General features: G+C 63.2%; 14 protein-coding genes. 7 read left to right on the forward strand and 7 right to left on the reverse strand.

Annotated features, from left to right (window positions below; all coding sequences use genetic code 11):
- Window positions 1-255 precede the first annotated feature (255 nt).
- The 6 genes from RB216_RS12910 to RB216_RS12935 all read right to left on the reverse strand — a co-directional run bounded on the left by RB216_RS12910 (window position 256) and on the right by RB216_RS12935 (window position 9,431).
- Entirely contained in the window at window positions 256-1,314 is a 1,059-nt protein-coding gene (locus RB216_RS12910) for an ABC transporter substrate-binding protein (RefSeq protein ID WP_028615986.1), read from the reverse strand.
- A 35-nt stretch (window positions 1,315-1,349) separates the two neighbouring features.
- Window positions 1,350-2,399 carry an ABC transporter substrate-binding protein gene (locus RB216_RS12915; protein ID WP_028615987.1) on the reverse strand — a complete coding sequence of 350 codons (1,050 nt, stop codon included), beginning with the start codon at window positions 2,397-2,399 and terminating at the stop codon, window positions 1,350-1,352.
- Between the two features lie 19 nt (window positions 2,400-2,418).
- Window positions 2,419-3,570, reverse strand: coding sequence for an LLM class flavin-dependent oxidoreductase (locus RB216_RS12920; RefSeq protein ID WP_028615988.1), 1,152 nt, complete (start codon window positions 3,568-3,570; stop codon window positions 2,419-2,421).
- 973 nt (window positions 3,571-4,543) lie between these two features.
- Window positions 4,544-6,388, reverse strand: coding sequence for an ABC transporter ATP-binding protein (locus RB216_RS12925; protein ID WP_308908790.1), 1,845 nt, complete (start codon window positions 6,386-6,388; stop codon window positions 4,544-4,546).
- Complete coding sequence (locus RB216_RS12930) at window positions 6,381-8,147, reverse strand: ABC transporter ATP-binding protein (RefSeq protein WP_308908791.1); 1,767 nt, start codon at window positions 8,145-8,147, stop codon at window positions 6,381-6,383. Before RB216_RS12930 ends, RB216_RS12925 begins: the two co-directional genes overlap by 8 nt.
- Before the next feature lie 51 nt (window positions 8,148-8,198).
- Window positions 8,199-9,431 carry an acyl-CoA dehydrogenase family protein gene (locus RB216_RS12935; RefSeq protein WP_068933528.1) on the reverse strand — a complete coding sequence of 411 codons (1,233 nt, stop codon included), beginning with the start codon at window positions 9,429-9,431 and terminating at the stop codon, window positions 8,199-8,201.
- A 360-nt stretch (window positions 9,432-9,791) separates the two neighbouring features.
- On the opposite strand from RB216_RS12935, the gene RB216_RS12940 reads away from it, so the two are divergent.
- The 7 genes from RB216_RS12940 to RB216_RS12970 all read left to right on the forward strand — a co-directional run bounded on the left by RB216_RS12940 (window position 9,792) and on the right by RB216_RS12970 (window position 18,099).
- A complete protein-coding gene (locus RB216_RS12940) occupies window positions 9,792-10,835 on the forward strand; it encodes an ABC transporter substrate-binding protein (RefSeq protein WP_308908792.1) in 1,044 nt (347 codons plus the stop codon).
- A gap of 15 nt (window positions 10,836-10,850) precedes the next feature.
- The gene (locus RB216_RS12945) at window positions 10,851-11,582 is read left to right on the forward strand and encodes a class II aldolase/adducin family protein (protein WP_028615993.1); all 732 of its coding nucleotides are present in this window, start codon (window positions 10,851-10,853) and stop codon (window positions 11,580-11,582) included.
- Between the two features lie 137 nt (window positions 11,583-11,719).
- A complete protein-coding gene (locus tag RB216_RS12950; protein WP_068933526.1) occupies window positions 11,720-12,907 on the forward strand; it encodes an LLM class flavin-dependent oxidoreductase in 1,188 nt (395 codons plus the stop codon).
- Between the two features lie 3 nt (window positions 12,908-12,910).
- Window positions 12,911-14,467, forward strand: a complete 1,557-nt coding sequence (locus RB216_RS12955; RefSeq protein WP_028615995.1) for an ABC transporter substrate-binding protein — start codon at window positions 12,911-12,913, stop codon at window positions 14,465-14,467.
- Window positions 14,460-15,518: an ABC transporter permease gene (locus tag RB216_RS12960; RefSeq protein WP_028615996.1), complete on the forward strand. Its 1,059-nt coding sequence runs from the start codon at window positions 14,460-14,462 to the stop codon at window positions 15,516-15,518. Before RB216_RS12955 ends, RB216_RS12960 begins: the two co-directional genes overlap by 8 nt.
- Window positions 15,515-16,324, forward strand: coding sequence for an ABC transporter permease (locus RB216_RS12965; RefSeq protein WP_028615997.1), 810 nt, complete (start codon window positions 15,515-15,517; stop codon window positions 16,322-16,324). Before RB216_RS12960 ends, RB216_RS12965 begins: the two co-directional genes overlap by 4 nt.
- A complete protein-coding gene (locus RB216_RS12970) occupies window positions 16,321-18,099 on the forward strand; it encodes a dipeptide ABC transporter ATP-binding protein (protein ID WP_308908793.1) in 1,779 nt (592 codons plus the stop codon). Before RB216_RS12965 ends, RB216_RS12970 begins: the two co-directional genes overlap by 4 nt.
- Before the next feature lie 117 nt (window positions 18,100-18,216).
- On the opposite strand, the gene RB216_RS12975 is transcribed toward RB216_RS12970, so the two are convergent.
- Window positions 18,217-19,302 carry an LLM class flavin-dependent oxidoreductase gene (locus RB216_RS12975; RefSeq protein ID WP_028615999.1) on the reverse strand — a complete coding sequence of 362 codons (1,086 nt, stop codon included), beginning with the start codon at window positions 19,300-19,302 and terminating at the stop codon, window positions 18,217-18,219.
- Window positions 19,303-19,314 lie beyond the last annotated feature (12 nt).

Here is a 19,314-nt window from a genome sequence, read left to right on the forward strand (position 1 = left end):
GGTGGATGCATGTATGTAACTTATTGAATATAAACGCTTAAAAATTATTTGAAGGTGAAGTTTTGCAGGCAGATGAGAGCCTTGGAAAAGGCCTGTGGAACAATCAGCAGAAAGTGCTTGGAGGGTGCTGCTGGAGCAGCAATGGAGGTGTTGCCTAGCCAACATTGTAGGCGCCCGGCTTGCGGGCGATGGCGTCGTGGAGATCGCCATCGCCGGCAAGCCGGGCTCCTACAAGGGTGATGTGTGATGCCAGGATTAGACGGCGACGCGGGAGGTGGAACCGATGACTTTTTCCAACACGCTGAAGTCGATCCAGTCGCGCACATCAAAGCGCTTTGGAATGAAGTTCCAGCGAAACAGGAAATCGGTGAAATCCTGCAGCGCCTCGATCGAGCGCGAGTCGAGCGTCGTGCGCAAGCGCCGGTGGGCATCCTCGCCATACGCCGCCGTGACCCAGTACTCACTGGTATTGAGTTCCTTGGCGAGAAAGCGCCGGGTTTCCTCCGGGTTGGCCCAGGCCCATTGCTCAGTGCGCAGCACCGTGTCGACGATCTTCACACTGGCGTCGAAATGCTCCGTCAGCAGGTGCGTATCCACCGTGAGCGTACGTGGCGTGCCGTTGTTGGAGCGGATCAGCGGGTCCGGATGGGAACCCGTGTCGACCACTACATGCAGCCCGAACTCATTGGCCAGGTGCACGGCGTGGGCGCCCTTGAGGAAGATCGCGTCGATATCGCCGCGCAGCAGGCCGATCAGTTCGTTGTTGCGGCGGCTGAAGCGGCTGACGCCCAGGCTGACTTCCGGGCCGTAGACATACGAGGTCTGGTTATCGCTGTAGGTGCCGCCGTAAGGGTAGTCCACCAATTCCACGTCCGACACGTTCAGGCCTTCGAGCTTGAGCGCGTTTTCCAGGCCGCGCAGGGCCTGGGCGCGGGTGAAATCGATCTGCACGTTGGCCCATTTTGGCAGGCCGAAGCGCCGGTTTTTCAGGTCGCGAACGCTCTTCACACCGCTCTCGGCGGTGGTCAGGATCAATTGCACTTCATCACTCCACGACAAGCCCAGCACACGGGTTTGCACGCCGCTGGCGTAGGCCCAGATCGCCGGGATGTTACCGCCGTGGCGTACCGAGTTCTGCAGGTGATGGTCATAGTGGGCTTCGCGTACTTCGCGCTCGGTGGATTCGCGCAGCGATTGGATGTTGGTGCCATAGGGCAGGAAGGCTTCGGCCAGTCGCCCGGACTGCACCGCAATGCCCAGCCCGGTGGGGACGGGGCTGTGGGTGTACCAGAGAGTATCGAGTGGTTTGCTCATAAAATTCTTCGTTCAAATCCATGAAGCCTGGCGGCTCAGCCTGCCAGCGCGGTGTTGCCATTGAGCAACGCATTCAACGGCCGTGCATCGATCCATTCACGCACATCAAAGCTTTGCGCAATAAAGCGCCAGCGGTGCAGGAAGCGGGTGAAGTCCTGTAGGGCGGCGATGGCTTGCTCATCCAGTTCAGTACGCAGGCGCAGGTGCGCGTCGTCGCCGTAGGCGGCCGTGACCCAGTACTCGCTGCTGTTGGTTTCACGGGCCAGGTAACGGCGGGTGTCTTCTGGATGAGTGTGAGCCCATTGTTCGGCACGCAGCACCGAGTCGAGAATGCCGGTGGCCACGTCGAAATGCTGGTCGAGCAGGTTCAGGTCCACCGCCAGGGTGCGCGGCGTGCCGTTGTTGCTACGGATCAGTGGGTCGGGATGGGAACCGGTGTCGATCACCGTGTGCAGACCGAAATCATGGGCGTGCTGTGCGGCGCTGGCGCCCTTGAGGAAGATCGCATCGACTTCGCCTCGCAGCAGTCCGATCAGCTCCAGGTTGCGCTGGCTGGCCCGAGTCGTCACGGGCGTGCCTGCCACATTCTGCACGGCACTGTCGCTGAAGGTACCGCCATAGCTGAAGTTGACGAGCTTCACATCGCCGACCTTGAGGCCTTCCAGCGACAACGCGTTTTCCAGCCCGCGCAGGGCTTGGGCACGGGTGAAATCAATCTGCGCGCCGGCCCAGTCCGGCAGGCCAAAGGTGCGGCCCTTGAGGTCCTTGACGGTCTTGATGCCGCTGTCCGAGCGAGTCAGGATCAACTGCACTTCATCCGCCCAGGACAAACCGATCACGCGGGTTTCGCGGCCTTGGGCACGCGCCCAGATGGCCGGGATATTGCCGCCGTGGCGTACAGAGTTTTGCAGGGTGTGGTCGAAGTGCGACTCGCGCACTGCCTTGTCATTCGATTCGCGCAAGGACTGCACCTCAGTGCCGAGGGCACCGACCGTGTCTTGCAGCCAGCCTTTTTGCACCGCAATGCCCAGGCCGGTGGGGACGGGGCAACGGGTGTACCAGAGGGTGTCGAGAGGTTGTGCCATCAAGGAGTCTCCCCAGCAGTCAGGCGCTGGCTTTCAAGGGTTGGATTGCCGGGCGTTGGTGCACCAAGGGCAAGACTTCCTGGCCGATGCGCAGGGCTTCTTCCAGGTGCGGGTTGCCGGCGAGGATAAAGGTCGAGAAGCCGGCGTCGCGGTATTCCACCAGGCGCTCGGCGATGTTTTCGTGGCTGCCCACCAGGCCAACGGTCGGCCCCGGCTTGGCCTTGGCAAAACCGGCCCACAGGTTGGGGCCGATGATCAGGTCTTCAAAGCGATCGACGTTTTGGTGGTAGGCGGTTTGCCGCGCGGCGCCCACCGAATCCGAACCGCTGGTAAAACCCTTGGCGACCGCACTGGTCTTGCCTTCGAGCTTGTCGAACTGACGGCGCAGGTCTTTCCAGGCCAGCTCTTCGGTCTCGCGGGCGAACAGGTCCACTCGCAAACCGAAACGCACGGTACGGCCCTGTTTGTCGGCCAACTCACGTACCCGGTCGATATGTGGCTTGAGCTTGTCGATCGGTTCGGCCCAGTTGAGGTACACGTCGGCATGCTTGGCGGCCACATCCAGTGCCGCGTCGGAGAACCCGGAGAAATACACCCCAGGCTTGCGCTCGTTATGCAGGCCGGCCGGCAGGGCGCCGTTTTCCAGTTGGTAGATATCGCCGTCGTAGGAGAATTTTTCGTTTTCCCAGAGGCCCTGGATGATGTCGAGGAACTCGCCGGTGCGCTTGTAGCGCAGGTCGTGTTCGAGGAAGTCGCCGTTGGCGCGTTGGCTGGCGGGGTTGCCGCCGGTGATGATGTTCCATTCCAGGCGGCCGCGACTGAGGTTCTGCAGGATCGCGGCCTGCTGGGCGGCGTAGGCGGGCAGGGTCCAGGTGGCCTGGAAGGCGATCAGGAACTTGATGCGCCGGGTTTCACGGGCCAGTGCGGCGGCGGCGATCCAGGGCTCGGGGCCGGTGGGCAACAGGGCGCCTTCGAAGCCGGCGAGTTCGGCGGCCTTGGCGACTTGGGCGATGTAGTCGATGTAGGTGAAGTCGTCGGGTTCGCCGTTGGGCAGGCGGCCTGGGGCGATATGGCCGGGACGGTAATTGGGGTTGCCGCGGTTGTGCTTGTCGGTGGTGAGTTGCGGGCCGTCGGTGCCCAGTGGCAGACGCCAGAAAAATTCAGTGCTCATGGGTGCTCCTGATTTGAGTCGTGCGGGGTGCTTGGACCTGATGGTGGGGATGTGTGCAACGGGCATGCCATGGGGGTTGGGGGTAATGGTTTCGGGGGGGCTGGGGTGTGTTTTTTTTGGGGGTGCTGCTGTGGCAGCAGTCTTGCAGCAGTGGGTGTTGGGGGGGCAGCAGGTGGGGGGTGGGGTGGGGTTGGGGACATATCCGTTGCTGCGGTAACGGCTGCTTATGGTTCCGCCCTTACGGCGGCTCACTTTTGGAAAGACCCAAAAGTAAGCAAAAGGTCTTCGCCCCAACACTCGGCACCTCGCCTAGGCTCGGTGTGCCCTCACTCCGGCTTGAATCCGTGGGCCGCCGCGATGGGCCATCCTTGGCCCAGCGCGGCTAACCCGGCGTCCTGCCGGGTTACCCACGGATTCAAGCCTGCGTTCGGCCAGCGTGTTTGACGGGGCGCCTCAGATCAAGATCAAGAGCGACTCGCTTCGCATCGTAGATACGCGGACTTGTAGGAGCCGGCTTGCCGGCGAAAAACGTGAGAACGCCGCGTTTTGTCTGATTCCCCGCGTCATCGTTGAAGACCATCGCCGGCAAGAACTAGGCGTCCCCCCGGCTCCTACAGGACCGCGTTTGCTTTTGCCTTTGCTCCACACCACTCAAGCCGGCTGTCAGGCCGCTGTGCTCTTGCTTTTGATTTTGATCTTAGGCGCCCCGTCAAACACGCTGGCCGGAATTCGGCAGGGATTTGGGGGGTAAACCGGCAGGGATGCCGGTTTAGCCGCCCCGCGCCATGGATGGCGCGTGGCGGCGGCCCCCCAAATCACTGTCGGATTACGGGCATACCGAGCCTAGGCGAGGTACCGAGTGTTGGGGCAAGAGCCCTTTGCTTACTTTGGGGCTTTTCCAAAGTGAGCCGCTGTAAGAGCGGAACCATAGGTGGCCGTTACCCAAATAATGGATATGCCCCCAACCCATCACCTACAACAAAAGCGCCCCAACCTCACGGCTTTCGACACCACGCAAATACGTCTGATACAACGCAGCGTACGCGCCACCCCGCGCGATAAGAGCCGTATGCGGCCCCAACTCCACCACCTGCCCATGCCTCACCACCGCAATCCGGTCCGCATCACGAATCGTCGCCAGTCGATGCGCAATGATGATCGCCGTACGCCCCTCACACAGCCGCCGCAACGCCCGCTGAATCCGCCGCTCCGTATGAATATCCACTGCCGACGTCGCCTCATCCAGCACCAACACCGCAGGATCCGCCAAGTAAGCGCGAACCAGACACACCAGCTGCCGTTGACCGTGGCTCAAGTGCGCCCCCAGAGGGCCAACTTCAGTGTGGTACTGATGAGGCAGACGCTCCAACACTTCGTCGGCACCCAACTCACGGGCGGCAGCGATCAGCGTACTGTCGTCGGCCCGGGGCGCGGCCAGGCGCAGGTTGTCGAGGATGCTGCCACTGAACAGCACATTGTCCTGCAACACCACGCCAACGTGACGGCGCAAGGTGTGCTGGGCCAGATCGCGTACGTCAATGGCGTCCAGCCGCACGGTGCCACTCTGCGCTTCGTAAAACCGCGTCAGCAACTGCACCAGCGTGCTTTTTCCGTGTCCGGAGGGGCCGACAATCGCCAGCACTTCACCGGCCGGTATATGCAGGTCCAGGCCCGTGATCACGGGCGCCTGCCCGTAGCTGAAGCCCACGTTGTCAAAATGCACTTCGCCGCGCGCATGCTCCAACGGCTGGGGCCTCTCACGGTCTACGATCAGCGGCGTGGTATCCAGCAGCAGGAAAATCCGCTGGGCCGAGGCCGAGCCGGTCGCGTAGCGTTCAAACAGGTCCGACAGCTCCTGCAAGGGCCCGAGGAACAAAAACACATAGAACAGACTTTCCGCGACCTGGCCGACACTCACATCACCCGCCGCCAATCCATACGCGCCCACCAACAGCAGCACCGCAATACCCGCCGAGCTGAGCAGCGCGGTGAACGGTGCAAACCATGACGAACGCACGCTGCCGCGAATCAATGCCAGGTTAAAGTCATCCAGCAAACCCCGATAACGCCGCAGGTTCGGTGCTTCCTGGGCGCATTGCTGCAACAGGCGCGCGCCGCTGACGCTTTCCACCAGGTGCGCGGTAAAGCGGCTGCGGTTCTCCGCAACCGTGGCCCAGTTACGCTGGGAAATGCGTTTGAAGCTCCACGTAGCGAGCACCAGCAACGGCACCGTCGCCACCAGGCTCAAGAAGAATCGTGGGTCGATGCGCCACAGCATCAGCGAGGCCAGGCCACAGCGCAGCACCGCGCCCAGCAGTTCCGGTGGGCCCTGGATCACCAAGGGTTCGAGGGCGTCGACGTCGCGGTCGACCCGGGAAATGATGCGCCCTGCACGGGTCTGGTCGAAGTAGCTCACGCTCAGGCTTTGCACATGGGCGAACACCTTCACGCGCAAGGCATTCAACACCCGGATCGCGGCGCTTCCGGCAATGAACTGCGAGACCCCGGCCAGCAGGAAGCGCGCCAGCCAACTGGCCGCCAAGCCCAGCCCCAGCCATACCACCAGACGCTCGTCCAGCAGCCAGTGGTCGTCCTGTTGAATCAGCCCGCGATCCAGCAGTTCGCGCACGAACCACGGCCGTAGGAAAACGGTGAACACCAGCAGGATTTCGATGCTGATCACCGCCAGGATCTGCCGGCGGATGGGCCTCAGTAAAGGCAGCAAGCGCTTGAACATGCCGCGATCCAGGGCTTTTTTGGCCAGCATTTCTTCGATTTCGATGTCGCTCAAGGCTTTGCCTGGCAGCGGGTTAGCCATGGTCGATCCCCAGCAAGTCGCGGTAGTACGGATTGGATGATTGCAGGTCGGCGTGCGGGCCTTCGGCGCAGATCTTGCCGTTGTCGAGCACCAACACGCGGTCCGCCAGTAGGATGGTCGAGAGCTTGCTGGAGATCACCAACACCGTGGTGCCATGCAGTTGCCGCAGGTTGTGCAGCACCTGGCGCTCGCTGATGGCATCAAGCGCGCTGGTGGCGTCGTCCAGGCATAGGATGTCCGGTTTGCCCAGCAGCGCGCGGGCCAGGCATAACCTTTGGCGCTGACCGCCGGATAGCGTCACGCCGCGATCGCCCAACGGGGTTTCCAGGCCGAGGGGCAGGCGCTGCAACACGTCTGAAGCGGCGGCGAGCCGTAGCGCCTCGCGCAGTTCCTCGTCGGTGGCAGCGGGCGCGCTGAGGCGCAGATTGGCGGCCAGGGTACCGGCGAACAGAAAGCTTTCCTGGGGCACCACGTGCACACGCTTGCGCAGCGGGCCCAGTTGCAGCTCGCGGATGTCTTGCCAGCCGGCGCTGTCTGAACCCAGCAGCAGACGCCCGGCGGTGACGTCACTCAAGCGCGGCAGCAGGCCCGCCAGCAGGCTTTTGCCGGTGCCGGTGGCGCCGACCAAGGCGACGATTTCACCGGGCTGCAAGGTCAGTGAGCAGTCGTGAAGGATGTCACGGCCACCGCCTGGCGCCGTCACGCTGACCTGTTCCAGCTTGAGCCCCAGGGGACCGGCGGGCAGGGTGGCAGTACCGTTGCGGATCTCGGCCGGGGCGTCGAGCAATTGCCAGATTCGCTCGGCGCTGGCGCGGGCATCGGCGAAGGTCTGCATGACCCGGCCGATGCCCTCGATACGAAACACCAGGGTGATGGCGATCAGCAGTGAGGTCACCAGTTCGCCAATCCCCAATTGCCCGGCTGCGACCAAGTGCGCGCCGTACACCAGGATCCACACATGCCCCAATGCAACGACCGCCTGCGGCAGCGGGATGCGTGAGCTGGAATAGGCCAGTGCCTGGCGGGCCAATGCAGCGAACACCGCGACCTGATCGGAAAACCCTTGGATACGTGGCTGTTCAAGAGCAAATGACTTGATCACGCGCACGCCGCCAATGCCTTCGCTCAGGTCCTGGTTGACCCGGTCATAGGCGCTGCCTACGGCGCGGTCCAGGCTTACCAACCGTTCGGTCTGGCGCACGAAAATCCACAACCCGGTGACCGTCAACAGCAGCGGCACCAGCCCCAGCAACGGGTGGTACCAGCTCAAGAGGCCCACCGTGGCGAGCACCACCAGCGGGGTTTCTACCAACTGGCGCCAGAAGGTGATCAGCGCATCGCGCACCTTGTCCGCGTCGCGGGTGGTCCGGGTGATCATCTCGCCCATGACGTGCTGCCAGTGATAGCCCAGGTGCAGGCTTTGCACCTGGGCCAGAATGCGTTCGCGCAGGCGCGTCAGCAGTGCCTGGCTGATCACCAGCGAAAGCACGCTGGCGATGTATTGCAGCACACCGCGCCCAAGCGCCACGGCGAGCATCAGCCCCAGCCAATACCAGCCAAGGCTCGCGTCCAGGCTACCGTCGGCGTTATGGACCACGGCGCGGCCGGCGCTGACATCATTCACCGCATGCCCGATCAGCCATTGTTGCCAGACCAGCCCCAAGTTGATGGCCATGTACAGCGCAGCCACCAGGGTGAATCGCCAGGGCATTTCCCGGTAGATCGCCAGGCTGCGTAGAAGAGGGTGTTGTTCGATCATGAAAAGCTCATCAGGCAAAAACAGGAAAGGGCCGCGCACGGCCCGAATGGCTTATTTTCGGGTGGCGCCCTGGGTTTCCTTGGCATTCAGGATCGCGGTGTATTCGCCTGGGTCCACACCGTTGAGGTAGTAGTTACCCACATGGTGCAAGCGCCAGCGGATCGGGTCGTGGGTGGTGTGCACGCGGGCGTTGCGCCAGAAGCGATCCAGGTTCCACTTGCTCAGCGAGGAACTGGCGCCTAGCAGCGAGAAGATATCGCTGGAGATCTTCAGCGAAGCGCTGTCGGAATGCGCGCGGGCGGTGGCCACCGAGAGGATCAACTCATCCTGCAGTTCCTTGTTCTCCGGATTCAGTTCATGCAGGTCGAACACCCGCGCCGCATCACGCAACAGGGATTCAGCCGCTCGCAGGGCCACCGCGTATTCGCCGATCTGCTTGATGATATGCGGCTCTTCATTGGCGTGTTCGACGCCGCTTTCCACCCACGGCCGGGCGTTGTGCTTGAGATAGTCGACTGCCGCGGCCAGGGCGCCGGCGGCGATGCCGGTGTCGATAGCGGCGTGGAGGATCTGCGGGAAGGTCAGCCCTGTGCGTTTCATCGGGCCTTTGCGACGTGACACGTAGTCTTCGTCCAGCACGATGTTGTCGAACTTCACCGTGCCGCTGACCGAGTTCTTCTGGCCGAAGGCTTCCCAGTCATCCACCAGCGTGAGTCCCGGTGCATTGCGGTTGAGTAGCACGCCGGCGCCGCCGTCATCGGAGGCGGCCGTGAGCGAGATCCATTCGGCCAGATAGGAGCCCGTGGAGTAGAACTTGCTGCCATTGAGCACCAGCGCGCCATCTTCGCGGCGGTCGACGCGGGTCTTGAGCGCGAATTTGTTCTTGCCGCCCACCTCGGCCAGCGCATTGCCGAAGCGTTTGCCTGCCAGCACGTCACTGACCAGGCGATCACGCACCGCCTCCGGGTAGCCGGTGAAAACCCCGCGCAGCATCACGTTGTGGATCTGCAGCAGTTGCCCGACGCCGCCATCGGCCACCGAGATGATGCGCACGGTTTCAACGATGGTTTGCACCGAAGCGCCGAGCCCGCCAAAGGCCTTGGGCACGCCGATGGCGGTGATGCCGCTTTCGGACAGCAGTTGCGCCTGGCGCCAGGGCAGTTGGCCGTTCTGCTGGCTGTCGGCAGCGATGGCGGCGATTTCCACCGCGATGTCCTTGGCGGCAGCAATGGCCTCGGCTTCGCTATGCAGTTGGCGAACGGGCGCCTGTTCAAATGTAGTCATGCATTCATCCTTCTGGTTTGGTTCGCATCCTGTAGGAGCCCGGCTTGCCGGCGATGGTGTTTTCAAGAACGCCATCGCCGGCAAGCCGGGCTCCTACAAGGGGGTGCGGTGTTGGAATGGGCTTGAGCAAGTTCCAAGCCAATGTGAAAAGCCATGCTGTACAGGGGCTGCGCAGGCTGGGGTGCTGCTGGAGAAGCAGCTCGAGCAAGTGGCTGCTGGCGCAGCAACAGTGCTGTTGGCAGGTCAGCAGTCGCCTGCTCCAGCAAGCACCAATACCCCCGCAAACCGGGGCTCACGCCGATTGGCACGGCCTCTGCAATACCTCCCTCCACTGACTTGCCCAACTCAATGGAGCTGCCCATGACCCTTTCCGCTGTCCTGCCCACGCCTGAGCTTGAGCAGATCTGGTTCACCCGCTGCCCGGTGCCCACTGCGTCCGGCATCGCCTACAAACTGGGGTGGTTGACCGAAGAGTTCGCCCCGGATGGCCTGCCGGTGTCCACGTTGCAGGAGGCTCGCCAACTGGGTCGCCACCATTACGATCATGATCTGCCGGGGCTGTTTCGCGAAGGCGGCAATGTCCCCGCATTGGCAGCACGTGCTGCAGGTGCGCCAAGCCGATTGATCGGCCTGACCTGGATCGAGGAGTGGCAGACCATTCTGGTCCGTCCGGACTCCGGCATCACCCGGCCCGAAAGCCTGAAAGGCAAGCGCCTGGCCCTGCCGGCCTGGGGCGACAGTCGCCCCGGCAGCATCGCTCGAGCCATGACCCTGCACGGCTACAAGGGTGCATTGAGCCTTGCCGGCCTGGGGTTTGATGACGTGGAGCTGGTGGAAGTGGCGTTGCACGACCAAGAGCAAGCGCCGGACCCGCAACAAGGGCTTCAGCGCCTGTGGTCGGGCCTGGATTACCTGGTGCGCGGCGAGGTGGACGCGGTCTACGTCAAGGGCGCTTCGGCGGCCGATGCGGCGCGCCGGTTGGGCCTGGTGGTGGGGATCGACCTGGATCTGATCGCCGAACCGCGTTATCGCATCAACAACGGCACGCCTCGGCCAATCACCGTGCACCAGAGCTTGCTGGACAACCACTTTGACCTGGTGGTGCGTTTCCTTGCGCAAACCCTCAGCGCGGCAGATTGGGCGGCGAACCATCGCGACAGCCTCAACGCGATTCTCGAAGAGGAAACCCGCGCCGGCAGTGCCGGAGTCGCCGAAGCCTATCGCGGCGATTTCCACACCACCCTGGCGCCGGATCTGTCGGCACTGCGCCTGGAATTCCTCACCACCCAAAAAGACTTTCTCTACCTGCACGGCTTCCTGGAACGCGATTTTTCTATCGTCGACTGGGTCGATCCGCGCCCTCTGCAAGCTGCCCATGAACTGTTGGCCAAGCGCCGCGCCTGAAACCGGAGAACTCACATGACTGCCATTGCCCACGCTCAACCGATCAGCCTCGAACTGCAGGCCTTTGTCGACAAAGTGCTGCTGGAGGCCGAGGAGGCTTTCACCGTATTCCGTGAAACCAACACCATCACTGCCAATGGCACCGTCGGTTTTATCGAGCGCGTGCCCGGCCAGGAACTGCTGGTGTCGGTGAACTACGGCGGCCCGTGGAACTACCGTAAACCGCTGCAAGCCACCGTCACCGACTTTGCCGGCAATGTGATCCTCGGCAAGGGCAAAGGTGGCCTGGGGCGCTACACCAAGCTGTTCCAGCAACACCCGGACGTGACCACCGTGTCCCACGTGCATTCGCCGTACCTGGGGGCCTGGGCCCAGACCCACCGCACATTGCCGTTCCATTACGTTCCGGTCCAGCGCTATCAATTGGCCCGTGAACTGCCGGTGTACATCGACCGTCGCCAGCAGGAAGTGGACTTCATCCTCGACAAGATCGCCGAGAACCCCTTCAACCTGGCGATCCTTGAAGCCAACGGCGGCTCCACCGTGTGGGGCAAGCAAGGGCTGCGCGCCACAGCGGAATTCATCCTGTTGCTGGAGGAGGGCGCACAGCTGCAATTGCTCGCCGATGCACTGGGTGGTTCCCGCGCTTATGGACCGGGCGTGTTGACCCAGCAGTGGAAGATGAGCGGGCTGTTTGAACAGGCCACCGCGCTGGGCCTTGTACCCGCCATCGACCGCAAAAACTAAACACACCGCGAACCCCTTGTAGGAGCCGGCTTGCCGGCGATGGCGGCGGTACATCCAACATTGATGTTGCCTGATGCACCGCTATCGCCGGCAAGCCGGCTCCTACAGGGATGGCTATATATTCAAGGATGTTTGTCATGGCTGTAAAAATTCTCTGGTACCTCACTACGCCTGACGGACCTTATCCGTGGGAACCCGAAGGTCGCTGGAAAACCGACTTTCAACACCTCAAACAACTCGCGGTCGCCAGCGATCGCCTCGGCTACTACGGCTCGCTGCTCGGCTCCAGCCCCAACGAAAGCCTTGCGGTTGCCGCCTCGCTGATCGACACCACCCAACGCCTGCGCTTTTTGGTGGCGCAACACCCGGGCGAGCTGTCGCCGGCGGTTCTGGCCAAGTGGGCGCTGACGTTCGACCAGTTCTCCAACGGTCGCCTGCTGTTCAACGTGGTCAACGGCAATGACGCCGGCCTCGCCACCCTCGGCGTGCACTATCCCCATGACGAGCGTTATGCATTCAGCCTCGAATACTGGCGAGCGTTCCAGGGCTTCTATGCGGGTGATACGCGGGGCTATGACGGTGATTACGTCAAGCTCGCCCCCCGGACGCCGGGCGCCGCCAGCCATCCCTTGGGTGGCTGGCATCCGCCTTACCAGAAACCGGGTATCCCGCTCTGGGGCGCCGGCACCTCGGGGCCGGGCGTCGAGCATTCGGTACAACTGCTGGATGTGTACCTGAGTTTCGCCAACACACCGCCGAAACTCGGTGACAAGTTCCGCAAGGTGGCGGCCGAAGCCGCGAAGATCGGCCGCGAGCTGACCTTTGGCACCCGCCTGCAGATCATCGTGCGCGAGACCGAGGAAGAAGCCTGGGCCCACGCCGAAAAGCTGCTGCAACGCACTTCGCTGCACACCGCGCGAAATGCGATTGAGCGCCAGTTGCCGCCCGGTGTGAGCTTCGAGGAGTTCCACAGCGACGACCCACAAACCCAGCGCAACGTCGAGACCATCCGCGCCGGGCGTTTGCCCTCCGCGCGTGAGCTGGAGGTCTACCCCAACGTGTGGTTGGGCCCGAGCCTGTTCGGTTTCAACATCCTCGGCCCGGCGGCGGGTACCTACCTGGTGGGCAGCGCTGAACAAGTCGCCGAACGTATTCGCGAATATGAAGCCCAGGGCACCTCGGCCTTCATCCTCTCCGGTTTCCCGCTGATTGACGAAGCCCACCGCGTGGCAGACCTGCTGTTTCCACTGCTGGACCTGGACCACGGTTTTGAAGTACCGCGCCTGGGTGTCACGCAAACGACTGAACAGCGCGAAGAGGCTTGATCGATGAATGATGGATTTTCCCGCCGAGCGTTTCTCGGCCATAGCCTGGCCATTGGTGGCGGCTTGCTGCTCGCCGGTTGTGACAGCGGCGCAGCCTCTCAGGGCGCGGCGGTGCTCACCCGCAAACCGGTGAGCGGCGGCCGCCTGCGCGTCGGCATTATCGACGGCGACCAGTCCGGCAACCTGGATGCGCATAAACCGGTGGGCGGCGGGATCATTCGCGGTTGGGCGCTATACAGCAAGTTCTGGGAATGGAACACAGACGTCAGCACACGCCTGGCCCTGGCCGAGTTTGCCGAGCCGAATGCCGATGCCAGCGCCTGGACCATCCGCATCAAGCCGGGCCTGGAATTCCACCACGGCAAGACCATCGGCGCCGATGACATGCTGTTTTCGTTGCTACGCCTCACCGATCCAAAACTGGCCTCGCCGTTTGCTGGGTTGGTCGGTGCCATCGACCGCAACGCGTTGCGCAAGCTGGATGAGCGCACCATCGAAATCCGTTTCAAGCAGGGCCAGAGTTTCTTTCCACTGGATGAAACCCTGATCAGCTTTGGCGGCATCGTGCCGACGGACTACGACCCGATCACCAACCCGGTGGGCGCCGGCCCCTACAAACTCAAACGTTTCGTGCCTGGCCAGCGCTCGCTGTACGAACGTTTCGAGAACTACTACAAGCCCGGCCAACCTTACGCCGATGAGCTGGAAATCATCGAATTCAAGGACCAGGTGTCCCGCGTCGCCGCCTTGCGCGCCGGGCAGATCGATGTCGCCAGTGGCGTGCAGGCTGAGCACAGCGCATTGCTCAAGGCCGATTCGCGGTTGTCGCTGTGCGTATCGCCGAGTACCTCGTTTACTGGCTTCAACCTGAACCTGGCCAAACCACCGTTTGATGACGTGCGGGTGCGGCAGGCCTTCCGCTTGCTGGCGGATCGACAAGAGCTGGTAGACCGTGGCCTGACCGGGTTCGGGCGGGTCGCCAACGACCTGTATTCGCCCCACGACCCCACTTACAACCACGCTATCGCGCAACGTCCTTACGACCTTGAACAGGCGCGCTCGCTGCTGCGCCAGGCCGGGCAGACCGATTTGCGGGTGGCGTTGACCACCCCACCAGGACCCGGTGTGAATGCCGCCTTGGTATTTGCCCAGCAAGCAAAAAAAGCCGGTGTGGACGTGCGTGTCACCCAGGTTGACGGCGCGGTCTTCAATGGTCCGCAACGCGAACAATGGCAACTGTCGCCAGGCTCTACACCGGCCCGAGGCTTTCTGGCGTCGGCGCTGCACAACGACGCGCCGCTGGCGATCTATAACCGCAGCAATTTTCATGATCGGCGTTTCGACGACCTCTATCGCCAGGCCCTGGCTCAGCCCGATCTGGAGCTGCGCAAAAGCTTGGTGCATGAAGCCCAGCAAATCCAGCACGAGCGTGGCGGCCTGTTGATCTGGGGCTTTAACGATGTGCTGGACGCGGCGTCCGTGAAGGTCGGCGGCCTGACGCCGGAGCAGACCACCTTCGCTTCCTGGCGTTTTGACGAGTTGTGGTTGAACCATGTCTGAGCCGTCCTGCAAGTCCCCGCGCACACCTGCGTGGCTGTCGTGGTTTATCGGGCGCCTGGGTTATGGCCTGCTCACCGCCTGGGTGATCAGCCTGGTGGTGTTCATCGCTACCCAGGCGCTGCCCTCGGACCCGGCGCGGGTGATCCTCGGCCCGGATGCGCCGCTGGAAAGCATCCTCACACTCCAGCACCAGTTGGGCCTGGACCAGCCGATCCTCTGGCAATACCTGCGCTGGTTCGGCTCAGCCTTGAGCGGCGATCTCGGCGAGTCGCTGGATTCGAATGCGCCGGTCAGCGATATCCTGTGGGGCCGATTGGGCTACACGCTGGTGTTGCTGACGGGGGTGATCCTGGTCGTGGTGCCCGCCGCACTGGCGCTCGGCGTTGCCTTGGCGCTGCGCCGGGACAGTCGACTGGACCGTTGGAGCCTGTCGCTGCTGATCTTTCTCAAGGCCACGCCAGGCTTTTTGTTGGCCATTGGCCTGGTGCTGCTGTTTTCCATGCCGCACATGGACTGGCTGCCCGCCGTGTCGATCCTCGACCCCGATCAGTCGCTGCTGCGCCAGCTCAAGTTCCTGGTGCTGCCGGTATTGGCCCTGAGCCTCACCGCGCTGCCATACCTCACGCGCATGGTGCGTGCTGCGATGATCGAAGCGCTCGATTCCGATTACGTGGTGGCGGCGCGCCTGCGCGGCATTCCTTACCGGCGCATCGTGTGGGGGCACACCTTGCCCAACGCATTGGTCCCCGCGATCCAGGGCGTGGCGCTGACCCTGCGCACGCTGATCGGCGGCGCAGTACTGGCCGAGGTGATCTTCAGCTACCCCGGCATCGGGACGGCCCTCAACGCGGCAATCCAGATGCGCGACCTGCCGATGATCCAGGCAATCGTGCTGGTGATCACCCTGGCGGTGGTGCTGATCAACCTGTTGGCCGACCTGTTGACCGTGCTGCTCACGCCCAAGCTGCGCACGGCGCGCCGGGTCACGATGATTCAACGCAACCGCCGGGGCATCACGCCGTGGTGGCGGCGTTCGCGAGGTGATGCATGAACGAGCCGCAAATCCGCAACGGTGCACTGGTCACGGCGCTGGTGATTGCTTTCGCGTTGCTTGGCCCTTGGCTGGCGCCCCAGGGGTCGACCGATATGGTGGGGCCGGTGTATGGCGCGCCTACCGGGTCGGCGTGGCTGGGGTATGACTTTTTGGGGCATGACGTGCTGTCGCGCTTGCTCAACGGCGGCTTGTCGGTGCTGTGGATGTCGGTGGCGGCGGCGAGTATCGCGTTGGCCATCGGCAGCACGCTGGGCTTGCTGGCGGGGCTATCACGGCGGCGCCTGGACCAGTTGATCACGTGGTCGGCGGATGTGTCCCTGGCCTTTCCCGACCTGATTCTGGTGCTGTTGATCGTCTCGATGCTGGGCCGCGCGCCGTGGCTGATTGTGTTGACCGTGTCCATCGCCTTCATCCCGGGCGTGATTCGCCTGGCGCGCGCGAGTGCCGTGGCGGTGGCGGGGCAGGAGTTTGTCGAGGCGGCGCAGATGATGGGCTATTCGCGGCGCAGAATCCTGTTCAAGGAGATTCTGCCGAACATCCTCACACCGCTGCTGGTGCACTTCGGCAATATGTTGACCTGGGGCGTGGGCATGCTCTCGGGCTTGAGCTTTCTCGGGTACGGCGTGGCGCCGCCCACGGCGGACTGGGGCTTGATGATCAATGAAAACCAGGCCGGCTTGCTGGTGCAGCCGTGGGCGGTACTGGCCCCGGCGATACTGATCGGTGTGTTTGCCTACGGCACCAATATCCTCGCCGAAGGCATCGGCCGGCGCAGCGCACGGATGGGAGACAAGCAGCCATGAACGCGATAACGGAGATCGACACTGGGGGCCTGCAGGTCCTTGACCTGCGTGTGGAGTTGCCGGGGCAGGTGGATGTGGTGTCGGGCATCTCGTTCAGCCTGCAGGCCGGTGAGATTCTTGGGCTGGTGGGGGAGTCGGGGTCGGGCAAGACCACCCTGGCGACCGCGTTGCTGGCCCATACACGACGGGGTGCACGGATTGTCGATGGGCAGGTGCAGGTGGCAGGGCAGGCCTTGTTGAGCCTGGAGGGTGAGGCGTTGCGTCGTGCACGCGGCAGCCTGATCGGCTATGTGGCACAGGACCCGGCGACGGCGTTGAACCCTGCGCTGCGCATCGGTCACCTGCTGCGCGAAACCCTGGCGGTGCATCCCTCGGGACTCGACCGTGCGGCGCAGCAACACCGTATCAGCGAGACCTTGCGTGACGTCGGTTTGCCGCAAGACCCTGAGTTCCTGCGCCGTTTCCCTCATCAATTGTCCGGCGGCCAGCAACAACGGGTGATGCTCGCGCTGGCCTTTGTGCTGCGCCCGCGCCTGATCGTACTGGATGAACCGACCACCGCCCTCGACGTCAGCACCCAGGCGCATATCCTCGCGACCCTGCGTCGACTGTGCAAAAGCCAGGGTGTGGCGGCGGTGTATGTGTCCCATGACCTGGCGGTGATCAAGGACCTGGTAGACCGGGTGATGGTGATGTACGCCGGGCGCATTGTTGAAATGGCGTCGCGAGATAGATTATTCAGTCGGCCATCCCATCCGTACACCCGTGGCTTGCTGGGGGCGATACCGGACGTGGCCGGGCGGCGTGAGTTGAAAGCGATTGCCGGGCATGCCCCGGCGCCGGGGCAGCGGCCGCCAGGGTGCAGTTTCGGGCCGCGTTGTGAGCGGTTCAGCGCAGCATGCCAGGCGCTGGAGCCGCAATTGCACGCACTGGACGTTGGCCATGAGGTGGCGTGTATCGCGCCCCACGTTCAGCCACTGCAAGCGATTGCGCTGGCGCCAATTGCGATAGCCTCGGCCCAGATTGCACCAGCACTTTTAACGATCAGCGGCTTGAATGTCGCCTATGACCGCCAGGTTTTATTCGATATCACGCTGCAGGTGCAGCCGGGTGAGTGCCTGGCATTGGTCGGCGAGTCCGGTTCTGGCAAGACCAGCCTGGCGCGGGCAGTGGCAGGCCTTGGCGAAAACGCCGAAGGGGCGTTGAGTTACGCCGGTCGACCGCTGCCCCTGCAGTCTCGCCAGCGTGATGCGGGCTTGCGGCACCAGATTCAGTACATCTTCCAGAACCCGTATCGGGCCTTGAACCCACGGCAAACGGTGTACCAGACCCTGAGTGCGCCGTTGGAACACTTCTTCAAGATCAAGGGCGCAGCTGCGCGACAGCGGGTTGATGCGGTGCTTGAACGTGTGTCACTGCCGGCTTCAGTGGCCGATGTCTATCCCCATAGCCTGTCAGGCGGCGAGCGCCAGCGCGTAGCCATCGCCCGTGCGCTGTTGTGCGAGCCGAGGCTGTTGATCTGCGACGAGATCACCTCGGCGCTGGACGTTTCGGTGCAGGCCTCGATACTGGACCTGCTGCGCCAGTTGCAGCGCGAAGGGCTGACGCTGCTGTTTGTCACCCATGACCTCGGCGTGGTGCGTGCGATTGCAGATCGGGTACTGGTGTTGAAGACGGGTAGGGTGGTGGAGCAAGGCGTGGTTGATGAGGTGCTGGATAGGCCGCAGGCGGCGTATACGCGGGCGTTGCTTGAGCATTCGCCGTCATTGGGGTGACGGGCACCGCTGCGCGATGCGACGATTCGACAAGCCGGCTCCTACAGGTTTGTGCCGCACACCTATACACGCGATCTACTGTAGGAGCCGGCTTGCCGGCGATGGCGTCATACGCCCTTACGCAACCCTGGCCTGCCTGCGCCGTGCTTCTTCACGCACCGCCGGAATGATCCACCGCCCATAATCCACGGTGTCATACAGCGGGTCATACCCCCGGTTCAAAAACGTCGTCACGCCCAAATCCACGTAATCCAACAACGCCTGCGCCACCGTCTCCGGCGTGCCGACCAAGGCGGTGGTGTCGCCATAGGCACCAACGGCGGTGGCGGTTGGCATCCACAGTGCACGATCGTGACGATCACCCCGTGCCGCCGCCGCGAGCAAACGTTCCGAACCGGTGCCCTTGATGCGCTTTTGCCACGGGCTGCCGGCTGCGAACTGCGGGTTGGCCTTGATCTGTGCGAGGATCTGTTCCGCACGCTGCCAGGCCAGTTCTTCGGTCGCGCCCAGGATCAAGCGCACCGACAAACTCACCCGCGGCGCTGTAACCCCCGCCGCCTGTGCCGCGGCCTTGAGCTTGGCAATCTGCTCCGCCACGCCATTCAACGGCTCGCCCCACAGCGCATACAAGTCTGCGTGTTTCACCGCGATCTGGTAGGCGATGTCCGATGAGCCGCCAAACGAGATCGGGATGTGCGGCTGTTGCAGCGGCTTGACCGGTGAAAAGGCTCCCTTGATGTTGAAGTACTTGCCCTCGAAATCGAAGGGTTCCTCCGCGGTCCAGGTGCGTCGCACGATCTGCAGGTATTCATCGGTGCGTTGGTAGCGCTCGGTCTTGTCCAGCAGGAAGTCACCTTCCTGCGGCTCGGCGGTGATACCGGTGATCGCGTGCAGGCGAATACGCCCGCCGCCGGTGGTGTGGTCCAGCGTGGCGAAGGACCGCGCAGCGACGGTCGGCGCCGTGAGGCCCGGACGGTGGGCGATCATGAAGCCCAGCCGCTCGGTATGCGCCGCCGCGTAGGCGGCGATCTGCAAGCTGTCGGCGCTGCCGGGGCCGCTGGCGATGAGCACGCGGTCGAAGCCGGCATGTTCATGGGCGCGGGCGTGGTGACGGATAAAGTCGAGGTCGAAATCCGGGCTGCGCACGCCACGGGTTTCGGACCACTGGCGGGGGAAAATCATGCCGACAAATTCAATGGACATACGGTGCTCCTG

It is taken from the genome of Pseudomonas canadensis, assembly GCF_030980095.1.
Classification (GTDB): domain Bacteria; phylum Pseudomonadota; class Gammaproteobacteria; order Pseudomonadales; family Pseudomonadaceae; genus Aquipseudomonas; species Aquipseudomonas canadensis.